The organism is Streptomyces phaeolivaceus, from assembly GCF_009184865.1.
Lineage (GTDB): Bacteria > Actinomycetota > Actinomycetes > Streptomycetales > Streptomycetaceae > Streptomyces > Streptomyces phaeolivaceus.
This window is the reverse complement of sequence record NZ_CP045096.1, coordinates 2935447-2949087: the sequence shown is the minus strand read 5'-3', so window position 1 is coordinate 2949087 and position 13641 is coordinate 2935447. Positions and strand designations below refer to the sequence as shown.

10 protein-coding genes are annotated in these 13641 nt (G+C 72.5%); 6 read left to right on the top strand and 4 right to left on the bottom strand.

All coding sequences use genetic code 11. From position 1 onward, the window contains the following. Positions 1 to 169 precede the first annotated feature (169 nt). From leuA to F9278_RS13725, 6 genes are all read left to right on the top strand, one after another. Positions 170 to 1891, top strand: coding sequence for a 2-isopropylmalate synthase (gene leuA / locus F9278_RS13750; protein ID WP_152168591.1), 1722 nt, complete (start codon positions 170 to 172; stop codon positions 1889 to 1891). A 218-nt stretch (positions 1892 to 2109) separates the two neighbouring features. Next, positions 2110 to 2841 (top strand): tellurite resistance TerB family protein, encoded by a 732-nt coding sequence (locus tag F9278_RS13745; protein ID WP_193241467.1) that lies wholly within the window; start codon positions 2110 to 2112, stop codon positions 2839 to 2841. Between the two features lie 159 nt (positions 2842 to 3000). Then, positions 3001 to 5103 carry an MMPL family transporter gene (locus F9278_RS13740; protein WP_193241466.1) on the top strand — a complete coding sequence of 701 codons (2103 nt, stop codon included), beginning with the start codon at positions 3001 to 3003 and terminating at the stop codon, positions 5101 to 5103. A 62-nt stretch (positions 5104 to 5165) separates the two neighbouring features. Next, on the top strand, positions 5166 to 6440 hold the full coding sequence (locus F9278_RS13735; protein ID WP_152168589.1) for a sensor histidine kinase: 1275 nt from the start codon (positions 5166 to 5168) through the stop codon (positions 6438 to 6440). After that, a complete protein-coding gene (locus F9278_RS13730) occupies positions 6437 to 7117 on the top strand; it encodes a response regulator (protein ID WP_152168588.1) in 681 nt (226 codons plus the stop codon). Before F9278_RS13735 ends, F9278_RS13730 begins: the two co-directional genes overlap by 4 nt. A gap of 208 nt (positions 7118 to 7325) precedes the next feature. Continuing rightward, complete coding sequence (locus F9278_RS13725) at positions 7326 to 8480, top strand: sialidase family protein (protein WP_226967289.1); 1155 nt, start codon at positions 7326 to 7328, stop codon at positions 8478 to 8480. Positions 8481 to 8483: 3 nt separating this feature from the next. Here the strand turns inward: F9278_RS13725 and F9278_RS13720 are convergent, their stop codons facing one another. From F9278_RS13720 to F9278_RS13705, 4 genes are all read right to left on the bottom strand, one after another. Continuing rightward, on the bottom strand, positions 8484 to 9419 hold the full coding sequence (locus tag F9278_RS13720; RefSeq protein ID WP_152168587.1) for a dihydrodipicolinate synthase family protein: 936 nt from the start codon (positions 9417 to 9419) through the stop codon (positions 8484 to 8486). Positions 9420 to 9547: 128 nt separating this feature from the next. After that, positions 9548 to 10585, bottom strand: a complete 1038-nt coding sequence (locus tag F9278_RS13715; protein ID WP_152168586.1) for an oligopeptide/dipeptide ABC transporter ATP-binding protein — start codon at positions 10583 to 10585, stop codon at positions 9548 to 9550. Beyond that, a complete protein-coding gene (locus F9278_RS13710) occupies positions 10582 to 12570 on the bottom strand; it encodes a dipeptide/oligopeptide/nickel ABC transporter permease/ATP-binding protein (protein WP_152168585.1) in 1989 nt (662 codons plus the stop codon). Before F9278_RS13710 ends, F9278_RS13715 begins: the two co-directional genes overlap by 4 nt. A 110-nt stretch (positions 12571 to 12680) precedes the next feature. Continuing rightward, positions 12681 to 13640: an ABC transporter permease gene (locus F9278_RS13705; RefSeq protein WP_152168584.1), complete on the bottom strand. Its 960-nt coding sequence runs from the start codon at positions 13638 to 13640 to the stop codon at positions 12681 to 12683. Position 13641: the final 1 nt, after the last annotated feature.

Here is a 13641-nt window from a genome sequence, read left to right as displayed (position 1 = left end):
CGGCAGGACTCGGCTAGGCTGCGCAGCATCATGCGTTTCGGGCTGCTTCTCCTTAGCTGCCGCGGCGAGGGCCTGTACTAGAGGCCGACCCCCTCCCCGCGGTGCTTTGGCGTTGTGTCGTCGGCCGTCCTTTCCGGCAGTGACCGGACCATCGAGGAGCCCACGCATCATGGCGAACCGCCAGCAGCCCACGTCCATGCCGATCCACAAGTACGGACAGTACGAGCAGGTCGACATCCCGGACCGCACGTGGCCGAACAACCGGATCACCACCGCCCCCCGCTGGCTCTCCACCGACCTGCGCGACGGCAACCAGTCCCTGATCGACCCGATGTCGCCCGAGCGCAAGCGCCGGATGTTCGACCAGCTGGTCAAGATGGGCTACAAGGAGATCGAGGTCGGCTTCCCGGCCTCCGGCCAGACGGACTTCGACTTCGTACGGTCGATCATCGAGGAGCCGGGGGCCATCCCCGACGACGTCACCATCTCCGTACTGACCCAGGCCCGTGAGGACCTGATCGAGCGGACGGTCGAGTCGCTGAAGGGCGCCAAGCGGGCCACCGTGCACCTGTACAACGCCACCGCGCCCGTCTTCCGCCGGGTCGTGTTCCGGGGCTCCAAGGACGACATCAAGCAGATCGCCGTGGACGGCACGCGGCTGGTGATGGAGTACGCGGAGAAACTGCTGGGCCCCGAGACCGAGTTCGGGTACCAGTACAGCCCCGAGATCTTCACCGACACCGAGCTGGACTTCGCGCTGGAGGTCTGCGAGGCGGTGATGGACGTCTACCAGCCCGGTCCGGGCCGCGAGATCATCCTCAACCTGCCCGCCACGGTGGAGCGTTCGACGCCGTCCACGCACGCGGACCGCTTCGAGTGGATGAGCCGCAACCTCTCCCGCCGCGAGCACGTCGTCATCTCCGTCCACCCCCACAACGACCGCGGTACGGCCGTGGCGGCGGCCGAGCTGGCGCTGATGGCCGGCGCCGACCGTGTCGAGGGCTGTCTGTTCGGGCAGGGCGAGCGCACCGGCAACGTCGACCTGGTCACCCTGGGCATGAACCTGTTCTCGCAGGGCGTCGACCCGCAGATCGACTTCTCCGACATCGACGAGATCCGTCGCACGTGGGAGTACTGCAACCAGATGGAGGTCCACCCGCGCCACCCGTACGTGGGCGACCTGGTCTACACGTCCTTCTCCGGCTCCCACCAGGACGCCATCAAGAAGGGCTTCGACGCCATGGAGGCGTCCGCGAAGGAGCAGGGCAGGACGGTCGACGACATCGAGTGGGCCGTCCCGTACCTGCCGATCGACCCCAAGGACGTCGGCCGCTCCTACGAGGCCGTCATCCGGGTCAACTCGCAGTCCGGCAAGGGCGGTATCGCGTACGTCCTGAAGAACGACCACAAGCTGGACCTGCCGCGCCGGATGCAGATCGAGTTCTCGAAGCTGATCCAGGCGAAGACGGACGCCGAGGGCGGCGAGGTCACCGGCGGCGACATCTGGGCGGTGTTCCAGGACGAGTACCTGCCGAACCCCGACAACCCGTGGGGCCGGATCCAGGTCCGCAACAACCAGTCGACCACCGACAAGGACGGCGTGGACACGCTGACCGTGGAGGCCGAGGTCGACGGCGCGGAGACCACCCTGGTCGGCACCGGCAACGGCCCGATCTCGGCGTTCTTCCACGCGCTGCAGGGCATCGGCATCGACGCCCGGCTGCTCGACTACCAGGAGCACACGATGAGCGAGGGCGCCTCCGCGCAGGCCGCCTCCTACATCGAGGTCGCCATCGAGGACAAGGTCCTGTGGGGCATCGGTATCGACGCGAACACGACGCGTGCCTCGCTGAAGGCGGTCGTCTCGGCCGTCAACCGAGCGGCCCGCTGACCAGCCTGACCGGCGGTTTGAAAACCCCGTTCACCGGAATCCGGTGGGCGGGGCCCGTCGTTTACCGGCCAAACCCTGTGATCGTCGTGGGGAGGCCTCGTCCGGAGTACTGACTACGCCTCACCAATGTGGCTAACATCACGCAAGCGCGGCGATGATGCCGAGAGTGCACCTTCCCGCGCCCAGGGCCGTGTGTGGGGGAGTGACGGAGGTGCGACGTGCTGCCAGGACGGGACCCGATCGGCGATGCCGCCGCGCTCGCCCGCGCCGGGTGCACCAGCCGTGCCACCGGTCTGTCGCGGGTGATGGGCACCCGGATCGCGTGGACGGGCGTCGGTGACGGCGAGTTCTTCTGTCCGGGCTGCGGAGGCGACCGCAACTACCAACGCCTCACCGGCCGCCGCCGCTTCACCCTCCTCGGCGTCCCCGTGCTGCCGCGCGGCGAGACCGGGCCCGTGGTGGAGTGCGCGGCCTGCCGCCACCACTACGCCACGGACGTCCTCGACCACCCCACCACCACCCGCTTCGCCGCGATGCTCCGCGACGCCGTCCACACGGTCGCCCTGGCCGTCCTCGCGGCGAGCGGCACCTGCTCCCGCCCCTCGCTGAGCGTCGCCGCGACCGCCGTCCGCTCGGCCGGGTTCGACGACTGCACCGAGGACCAACTCGGCGCCCTGGTGGAGGCGTTGGCCGCCGACACCGGACGGGTCTATGGCGAGCCCTGCGGCCCCGGCCTCGCCATAGAGCTGCACGAGGCCCTGGACCCGCTGGCCCCCCACCTCGCCCCGACCGGCCGCGAGGCGATCCTGCTCCAGGGCGCCCGGATCGCCCTGGCGGACGGCCCGTACACCCCGGCCGAACGGGACGCGCTGGCCACGGTCGGAGCGGCCCTCACGATCTGCTCCGACGACGTGACCCGGCTGCTGGCGGCGGCCCGGACCCCGTCGTAACGTTCCCGCCCCCGCCCCGCCGTACTCCCCAGGGAGTAACGCACCCTCCGGGTCACCCCTCGCAGTACCCCTCAACTCGCCCTGGCGCCCGACGAATCGGGGCGTTCGCGCCGGGAGTCTGGTGAACGTCCAGACACCGCCGAGGGAGGGGGACCCGTCATGGGGTCCGGAGAGACAAACGTACGTACGCGCCGGCGAGCCGTGCCCTGGCTGGTGCTCGGTCTGTGGGTGGTGCTGCTCGCCGTGGTCTCGCCGTTCGCGGCGAAACTGTCCGAGGTGCAGAACGACCGGGCCGTGGACTATCTGCCGGCGAGCGCGGACTCCACCCAAGTCGCCGAGATCCAGGACCGGTTGCCCGGCGGCGAGAGCACCGAGCTGGTGCTCGTCTACCACCGGGACGGCGGGCTGACGGCCGCCGACCGGACCGCCGTCGAGGCGCAGATCGCCGAGATCGGGCAGCGGTACCGACTGGCCGCCGCCCCGGAGGGGGTGCCCTCGCCGGACGGGACCACCCTCATGTACCCGGTCGCGAGCAACGGCCCGGGGACGGACGAGGAGCTGCGGGACGCGTTCGTCGAGCGGGTGCGTGAAGTCGCGCACAGCGAGGGCGGGTTGACCGTCGAGGTCGGCGGGTCCGGCGCCCTCGCCACCGACGCGGGCAAGGTCTACGACTCCCTTGGCGGGCCCCTGCTCTACACCACCGTCGCCGTCGTCGCCGTCCTGCTGATCGTCATCTACCGCAGCCCCGTGCTGTGGCTGGTGCCGCTCGTCGTCGCCGGGATCGCGGACTTCCTGTCGATGGGCGTCGCCTACGGGCTCAACCAGGCCTTCGGGACGACCGTGTCCGGGCAGAGCTCGGGCGTGATGACCATCCTCGTCTTCGGCGCGGGCACCGACTACGCCCTGCTCCTCGTCTCCCGCTACCGCGAGGAACTCCGGCGCATCGAGCGGCCGTACGAGGCGATGAGGGTCGCCCTGCGCGGCTGCGGGCCCGCCGTGCTCGCCTCCTCCGGGACGGTCGCCGCCGGGCTGCTGTGCCTGCTCGCCGCCGACCTCAACAGCAGCCGGGGCATGGGCCCGCTCGGGACGGTCGGCGTCCTGTGCGCCCTCCTCGCCATGCTCACCCTGCTGCCCGCCCTGCTCGTCCTGCTGGGCCGCCGGGTGTTCTGGCCGCTCGTCCCGGCGTACGGCAGTGAGCCCAAGCAGCGGCGGAGCCTGTTCTCGGCGATGGGATCCTCCGCCGGGCGGCGGCCCCTGACCGTGCTGGCGGGCGGGGCCGTCCTGCTGGGCGCGCTCGCCCTCGGCACGCTCAATCTGCCGGGCTCGCTGAAGCAGGAGGACTCCTTCGTCGACAAGCCCGAGTCGGTCGCCGCCATGGAGACCCTCGGCCGCGCCTTCCCCGGACAGGGCACCCAGCCGATCTCCGTCATCACCCCGGCCGGGCGCGCCGACGCCACGATCGCCGAGATCGAGGGACGGCAGGGGATCGCGGCGGTCGAACGGGGCCGCACGGGCGGCGGCTGGACCGAGATCTCCGTCGTCGCGAGGAGCGCGCCGCAGTCGGCCGCCGAGACCGCCACCATCGAGGCGCTGCGGGACGCCCTCCCCGAGTCCTACGTCGGCGGGCCCAGCGCCGAACAGCTCGACCTGAAGGACACCAACGCCCGGGACCGGCTGGTCGTCGTACCGATCGTGCTCGTGTCCGTGCTGCTCATCCTGGTCGCGCTGCTGCGGAGCCTGGTCGCGCCGCTGCTGCTGGTCGCCGCCGTGGTCGCGGTGTGGGCGGCCTCGCTCGGCATCGGCGGACTGGTCTTCGGACCGGTCCTCGGCTTCGAGGGCACCGACCCCGGGCTCGGACTGCTCTCCTTCGTCTTCCTCGTCGCCCTCGGCGTCGACTACGGCATCTTCCTGATGCACCGGATGCGCGAGGAGTCCCTCGCCGGAGCCGAACCCACCGCCGCCGCGCTCACCGCGCTCCGCACCACCGGCGGGGTCATCGCCTCCGCCGGGCTCGTCCTGGCCGCCACCTTCGCCGTGCTGCTCAACATGGGCCTCGTCCCCCTCGTCGAACTGGGCTTCGTCATCGCGGTCGGCGTCCTCCTCGACACCTTCCTGGTCCGCACCTACCTCGTGACCAGCGCGAGCGTGGCCCTGCGGCGCAAGGTGTGGTGGCCCGGACCGCTCTCCCGGGAACCGGCGCACCCGGTGGAACCACCGCCGGGCGAGGCCACGGACCGGGAACGCGTGGCGGTCGGCCACTGAAACCTGACGGCGACCACCCACGGGCGCCCTTCCCTCCCGGAAGGGCGCCCTCCTGACGGAGGATGAGCGGTGTGACGGCAACCATGGGCACGACGAGGATCGGACCGGGGCTCGTCGAACGGCTGCGGAGGGCCACCGGCGCCGACGCCCTGCGCCACGACGCCTACCTCGCCGCCGCCCTGGCCGTCGTCGACTGTGTGGCCGCCGTGGTGATCAAGGGGGACGGGCGGGTGCCGGACCCGCTCGGGTTCGCGCTGCTGCTCGCCGTCCATGTGCCGCTCGTGTGGCGCCGCCGCCGGCCGGTCCTCATGCTCTGGACGCTGGTGGCGCTGGTCGCCCCGTACCACATGCTCGACAACAACCACACCGCCGCCGTGGCCCCGGCCATGCTGGTGCTCTACACCGTCGCGGTGAGCGGCACGGCCCGCCGCACCCTGCTCAACGGCGCCGCCGTCGTGGCGTTCACCCTGCTCGTCAACGCCCTGTTCACGCCGCACGAGCTGCCGGAGTTCCTGCGGATCTCCGGCTGGATCGTCTCCGTCCTGATCTTCGGCGGATACGTCCGCGTCCACAGCCAGTACGTCGCCTCCGTCGTCGAACGCGCCGAGCGCGCCGAACGCACCCGGGAGGAGGAGGCGCGGCGACGGGTCGCGGAGGAGCGTCTGCGGATCGCCCGCGACCTGCACGATCTGCTCGCCCACAGCATCACGCTCGTCGGTGTGCAGACCTCCGTCGCCGCGCACGTCCTGGCCGCCGACCCCGACCGCCTCGACCGCGCCGCCGTCGCCACGGCCCTCGACGACATCGCCGAGACCTGCCGGACCGCCCGCGGCGAACTGCGCGGCACACTGGAGGTGCTGCGCGAGTCCGACCGCGCGGGCACCGGCGACCGGGGCCCGCTGCCGGGCCTCGACGGCCTCGCCGACCTCGTCGACGCGGCCCGCACGGCGGGCGCCCGCGTGGACATCACGGTCGCGGCGGACGGGGTGCCGTCCGGGGTGGGCGCCGCCGCCTACCGGATCGTGCAGGAGGCACTGACCAACGCCGTACGGCACGGGGGAGCGGACTTGGCGATACGGGTGGAGCTGCGGGCCGGGGAGGGCGCGCTCCGGGTGCGGGTGACGGACGACGGGGTGGGCGGAGCCGCGGGGGGCGCGATGGAAGGTTCCGGTTTCGGGATCCTCGGGATGCGGGAGCGGGCCCGCAGTGTGGGCGGCACGCTGGAGGCCGGGCCCCGCACGGGCGGCGGCTTCGAGGTGGAGGCGGTGCTGCCGCTGGGCGGACCGGCGGAGCGGCCCGTGGTCGTGGTCGCCGCCGAGCGGAGGGCGGCCCGATGACCGAGCGCGTGATCCGTGTCCTCCTCGCCGACGACCAGACCCTCGTACGGGCCGCGTTCGCCATGCTCGTGGAGTCGGCGCGGGACATGGAGGTGGTGGGGCAGGCGGGGACCGGCCGGGAGGCGGTGGAGCTGGCGCGGACCGCGCGGGCCGATCTGGTCGTCATGGACCTGCGGATGCCCGACCTGGACGGCATCGAGGCGACCCGGCTGATCGCGGCGGACGAGGACCTCGCGGGCGTACGGGTCCTGGTGCTGACGACGTACGACACGGACGAGCACGTCGTGGAGGCCCTGCGGGCCGGTGCCTCCGGCTTCCTCGTCAAGGACACGCGCCCGGCCGAACTCCTCGACGCCATCCGTACGGTGGCCGCCGGCGAGGCCCTCCTCTCCCCGGGCCCCACGGCCCGTCTCATCGCCCGGCTGCTCCGCAGCCCCACCGCGCCGCCGGTCCTGCCCGACGGCGGCCCCGAGGGCCTCTCCGACCGGGAGAAGGAGGTCCTCACCCTCGTCGCGCGCGGCCTCAACAACACCGAGATCGCCGACACCCTCGGCCTCAGCCCGCTGACCGCCAAGACCCACGTCAGCCGCATCATGGGCAAACTCGGCGCCCGGGACCGCGCCCAGCTGGTGATCGTGGCGTACGAGTCGGGGATGGTGACACCGGGCGTGGTCTGACGCCTCGTCAATACCCGATCGGCTCAGCCCTGTTGCCGGACCACAGGGGGCGCATTAGGTTCACCGGACATCCGACGTCCCATGTCCTGGGTCCCGTCACCACGTCCGGGGAGCCGCCGCCGTGCCGATCACGCCCATCCCCCTCACGTCCATCCCCCTCACGTCCCTCACCCGCCGTACGGCCGCCGCGCTGGCCGCGGCCACCGCACTGCTCGCCGCCGCCACCACCGCCGTCGCCGCCCCCACGTTCCCCACCCGTGGCTGCGTCTCCTCCGTGCCGTACGTCTCGGGGCAGGGCGGCTACGACACGTACCGCATCCCCGCCGCCGTCACCACCCGCTCCGGCACCGTGCTGGCCTTCGCGGAGGGCCGGCGGAACGGGGCCGGGGACACGGGCAACATCGACGTCGTCCTCAGGCGGTCGGGCGACGGCGGCTGCACCTGGGGCCCGCTGAGGGTGGTGGCCGCCGGGCAGGGCGACACCCGGGGCAACCCGGCGCCGGTGGTCGATCCGAGGACCGGCCGGGTCGTGCTCGTCACCTCGTACAACGGCGGCACGGTGACCGAGGGGCAGATCATGCGGGGCGAGGTGACCGCCGAACAGAGCCGCCGCGTCTTCGTGCAGACCAGCAGGGACGACGGCCGCCGCTTCACCGCTCCCCGGGACATCACGGCGGACGTGAAACTCCCGGGCTGGCGCTGGTACGCGACCGGCCCCGGCCACGCCGTCGCCCTCACCCGGGGGCCGCACGCGGGCCGCCTGGTCGTCCCCGCCAACCACTCGGCGGCGCCCCCGGCGGGCTCGGCGGACAGCGGGCAGGAGCCCCGGTACTACGGCGCCCACGCGATCCACTCCGACGACGGGGGCAGGACCTGGCGGATCGGCTTCGTCGACGACTCCTACGACGGCCTCGACAACGCCAACGAGAACATCGCGGCCGAACTCCCCGACGGACGGCTCTACTTCAGCGCCCGGGACCAGCACGGCACGAGCCCAGGCAACCGCCTCGACGCCTACTCCGGCGACGGCGGAGACTCCCTCGACCGCCCGTACACCGTCCAGCCCACCCTGCTGGACGTGCCCGTCGTCCAGGCCTCGGTCCTCCCACTCCCCTCCGGCGGCCCGCTGCTCTTCTCCGGCCCCTCCGACCCCACCACGCGCCGCGCGATGTCCGTCTGGCGCAGCGCGGACGGGGGCACCACCTTCACCAGGGCCACCACACTCTCGCAGCGCCCCGCCGCCTACTCCGACCTCGTCGCCCTGGGCCGCACCCACGTCGGCCTCCTCCACGAGACCGGCACGACGGGCCCGTACGAGACGATCGAGTTCCGCCGTCTGCCGCTGACCGCTGTCGTGGGCTGACGGCTACAACAGGCCCACCGCCGCCAGGTACTTGCCGACCTGCTCGGTCTCCGCCTCCGACAGGGGGACCTGGGGGTCCGCCGTGGCCGGGCAGGCGATGACGCCGCGCAGATGGAGGGCCGCCTTGAAGGCGCCCAGGGCGGAGGAGCTGGGGCCCATGCGGGTGGTGTCGCCGACGCCGACCATCGCGAACAGGGCGCACAGGCGCTCCTGTTCGGCGCGGGCGCGGTCCCAGTCACCGGCGCGGCAGAGCCGGTCGAGACGGACGTAGCCGACGGGGTCGACGTTGGCCAGCCCCGGCACCGCGCCGTCCGCGCCCAGCGCCATCGCGGAGTCGACGACGAGTTCGGAGCCGGTGAGGACGCTGAAGCCGCTGAGGGCGGTGTCGGCGCGGGCGCCCGTGACGACCGTACGGAAGGCGGCCAGGTCACCGCTGGAGTCCTTCAGCCCGGCGACGGACCCGTCCGCCGCCAGCTCCAGGACCAGATCGGCGGGCAGCTTGACGTGCACGGAGGCCGGGAGGTCGTAGGCGAGGACGGGGACGGGGGAGCCGGCGGCGAGCAGCCGGTAGTGGCGGGCGATCTCCGCCGGATGGGTGCGGGTGTAGAAGGGGGCGGTGGCGACGACGGCGTCGGCCCCGGCGGCCGTCACCGCGCGGACATGGTCCAGGACGCGGGGCGTGGTCATGTCGATCGCCCCGGCGAGCACCGGGAGTTGGCCGCCGACATGGCCGACCACCGTCTCCACGACCCGCCGCCGCTGCCCGTCCGTGAGATAGGCCGCCTCCGACGTCGAGCCGAGCACGAACAGCCCGTCCACACCGCCCGCCACGAGATGGTCGACCAGCCGGACGAGCGAGGGGACGTCCACCTCGCGGTCCGGTGTCAGGGGCGTGCAGACGGGCGGGACGACACCGGTCAGCGGGGCGGGGACGGTCATGACGGCTCCCTCGTGCTAGGGCGTGTTTCGGAAGTCCCTTCGTCGCCCGGAGGGCGGCTCCGCGGCGTCCGGTGCGCCGAGAGTACGTGCCGGGCGTCGCGGAGCAGAAGGGACTTCCGAAACACGCCCTAGATACCTCGTGCGGCGTCGGGCGCGGGCGCGGCCACCGCCTGGGCGACCAGGTCACGCGTCGACTCCGTCTCCTGCACAGGATGGTGGCAGCGGAACCGGTGTCCGGCGGCCGACGCGGCCGTGAACTCCGGCACGATCTCCCCGCAGACCTCGTCCGCCTTCCAGCAGCGGGTACGGAACGGACAGCCGCTCGGCGGCCGGACCGCCGACGGCACGGGGCCCACCAGCGGGATCGGGTCGATCGGGTCCAGCAGACCGGGCGTCGCCGAGAACAGCGCGCGGGTGTACGGGTGCCGGGCGCGGTCGGTGACCAGGGCCGCCGGGGTCTCCTCCACGATCCGGCCCAGATACATGGTGATCACCCGGTCGCTCATCCGCCGTACCGTCTGGATGTCGTGCGAGACGAACACCAGCGCGAGGCCCAGGCGTTCCTTGAGATCCAGCAGGAGGTTGAGGATCTGGGCGCGGACCGAGACGTCCAGCGCGCTCGTCGGCTCGTCCGCCACCACCAGCTCGGGGTCGAGGGCCAACGCCCGTGCGATCGCGACCCGTTGGCGCTGACCGCCGGAGAGCTGACCGGGCAGCCCGTCCGCGAGCGCCGGGGGCAGCCCGACCAGGGACATCAACTCCCGTACCCGGTCCTCCCGTTCGGCCGGGGTGCCGCGCCGGTGCACGTCCAGCGGGTCGCGCAGGATACGGCGGACCGTCAGCCTGCGGTTCAGGGCGGTCGACGGGTCCTGGAAGATCATGCCCGTGCCGCTGCCGACGGCCGTCCGCCGCTCGGCCGGAGACATGGTCCACAGGTCCCGCCCCCGGAAGGAGACCGTCCCGGCCGTCGGCCGGTCCACACCCACCAGCAGCTTAGCCAGCGTCGACTTGCCGCACCCCGACTCGCCCACCACGCCCACCGTCTCCCCGGGCGCGATCATCAGATCGGCGCCGGTCAGCGCGTACACCCGGTCCCGGGTGAACACCCCGCCGCTGCGCGCCCGGTGGACGACATGGGCGCCGGAGACCTCCACGAGCGCGCTCACCGGATCACCTCCGTGCTGTTCAGGAGATCGACCGCCGGGTGGTGGCAGGCCGCCGTGTGCGTACGGGTGCCCAGCAGGGCCGGGGCCGTCGTACGGCAGACCTCGCTCGCCCGGGGGCAGCGGCCGGTGAAGCGGCAGCCCGCCGGGAAGTCGGCGGGGGAGGGGACGACGCCCTTGATCTGGGTCATCCGCTCGGCCGCCGACTCCAGCGACAGGACGCTGCCCAGCAGACCTCGGGTGTAGTGGTGGGCGGGCAGTTCCACCAGGTCCGCCGTGACACCCGTCTCCACGATCTGCCCGCCGTACATCACCACCACCCGGTCGGTGACGTCCGCGACCAGGGCGAGGTCGTGGGAGACGAGGACGAGGGCGAAGCCCAGTTCCTCCCGCAGCCGCAGCAGCAGTTCGATGATCTGCGCCTGCACGGTCACATCGAGCGCGGTCGTCGGCTCGTCGGCCACGATCAGCCGGGGGTCGCGGGACAGGGCCATCGCGATGAGGACGCGCTGCCGCTGCCCGCCGGAGAGTTCGTGCGGATAGCTGCGCAGGGTGCGGTCCGGGTCGAGGCCGACCAGCCGCAGCAGCTCGGGCGCGGGACGCCTGCCGCCCCGGCGCACGACCTGCTTCAGCTGGGCGCGGATCGTCATCGCCGGGTTCAGCGAGGACAGGGCGTCCTGGTAGATCATCGCCATCTCGTGGCCGAGCAGCCGCCGCCGTACGCGCATCGGCTCGCCCACCAACTGCCGCTGGTCGAAGCGCACTTGGCCACGCACCCGGGCGCCCTTGGGTTCCAGGCCCATCACCGTCAGCGCGGTCAGCGACTTGCCGCAGCCCGACTCGCCGACCAGGCCCAGCACTTCACCGGGCCGGACCTCGAAGCTGATGCCGTCGACGATGTCCACGCCCCGGTGCCGCTTCTCGAAGCCGATCGCCAGGTTCTCGACGGACAGCACCGGTGGGCCCTCGGGGACGGGCCGGGCCCGGGAGCGCAGCCGCAGGGCGGCCTCGGTCAGACCCGGCAGTTCGGTGACCGCGCCGCCGCCCTCCGGCGCCGGGGTCTCCAACGGGTCCCGTGCCGCGCGCGGTTCCACCTCCCGGGCGACCGGCGCGGCCCACGCGTCGGAGACGCCCTCGGAGAGGACGTTCAGGGAGAGGACCGTGATCAGCATCAGCAGGCCGGGGAAGACGGTCGCCCACCAGCCGCCGGTCAGGACCATGTTCTTGCCGTCCGCGATGACACTGCCCCAGGACGGGTCGGGGGGCCGTACGCCCGCGCCGATGAAGGACAGCGACGCCTCGAAGACGATGGCCTCGGCGACCTGGACCGTGCAGAAGACGAGGACGGGCGCGGCACAGTTGATCGCCACGTGCCGCAGGACGATGTGCGGGGTGCGGGCTCCTATCACCCGCTCGGCGGTCACATAGTCCTCGCCGTACTGGTCGAGGACGTTGGCCCGGACGACCCGGGCGACCGGCGGGGTGAACAGGAACGCGATCGCGCAGATCAGGACCGTGATCCCGCCGCCGAACACGGCCACCAGGACGGCGGCCAGCGCGATCCCGGGGAACGCCATGACGACGTCCAGACAGCGCATCAGCGTCTCGTCGACCGCCTTGCGGGAGGTCGCGGCCACGGCCCCGACGAGCGCGCCCACGACCAGGGCCAGCGCGGTCGCGCCGAGCCCGATCGCCAGCGACCAGCGCGCCCCGTACATCAGCCGGCTCAGGATGTCCCGGCCGAGGCTGTCCTGCCCCATCCAGTGCTCGGCGGAGGGCGCGCCGGTGCCGCCGACCAGGGGCTGCTGGTCGAGCGGGTCGTCGGGGGCGAGCCAGGGGGCGAGGAGGGCGGTGAGGACCACGACCGCGAGGAAGCAGACCGCGATCCGGGAGAGCGGCGGCAGCCGGCGCCAGGAGCGCAGCCGGACGCCGGGCCGGGCCAGGGCCTCCGTCAGGCGTTTGCGCGTGGTCACGATCAGGCCGAACATCAGGGCATCAGCTCCCGTCCAGGCAACAGGCCGCGCATCGGGGCATCAGCTCCCGTCCAGGCAACAGGCCGCGCATCGGGGCCTCAGCTCGCATCCCTCGGCGGTGATCGTCAACTTGCTTCCCTCAGCCGTGGGTTCACCAGCAGATAGAGCACGTCGATGACGAGGTTCACGACCACGAAGCCGGCGGCCGTGGTCAGCACGACCCCCTGGACGACCGCCGGGTCGCCGTTCTTCACGGCGTCGATCATCAGCTTCCCCATCCCCGGCAGCGAGAAGATCGTCTCGATGACGACCGCGCCGCCGAGCAGATAGCCGACCCGCAGCCCGAGCACGGTCAGCGGATTGATCAGCGCGTTCCGCAGCACATTGCGGCCCACGACCACCCTCGGCGGCAGTCCGCTCCCGATCGCGGTGCGTACGTAGTCCTTGTCCAGCTCCTCCACCATCGCGGTCCGCACGATCCGGGTGAGCTGCGCCGCGACCGGCAGCGACAGGGCGAGCGCCGGCAGCGTCATCGTCCTCAGCCAGCCGGTGAGGGAGTCCGCCGGGTTGATGTAGCCGCCGGTCGGGAACCAGCCCAGGTCCACCGCCAGATACTGGATCATCAGCAGCGCCAGCCAGAACCCGGGCGCCGCGACCCCGGTCAGCGACACCACCCGGATGATCTGGTCCGGCAGCCGGTCCCGGTGGATCGCCGCGGTGATCCCGCCGAGCAGCGCCAGCACGACCGCGATGCCCAGCCCCAGGAAGGTCAGCTGGAGGGTGAGCGGCAGCGCGGTCATGACCTGGTCGACGACGGGCGCCCGGGTGAGCGCGCTGATCCCCATGTCCCCGTGCAGCAGATCGCCGATGAAGCCGGCGTAGCGCACGGGCATCGGGTCCAGCAGGCCGTTCTCCTCCCGGAAGTCGTGCAGTTGCTCCGGTGTCGGATTGGCGCCCTGGAAGAACGCGGACGCCGGATCGACGTCCGAGAACCTCATGACGATGAACACGAACAGCACGATTCCGAGCATCAGCGGAACGAGCAGCGCGACCCGCCGGATCAGAATGCGCAGAACAGCGATCACG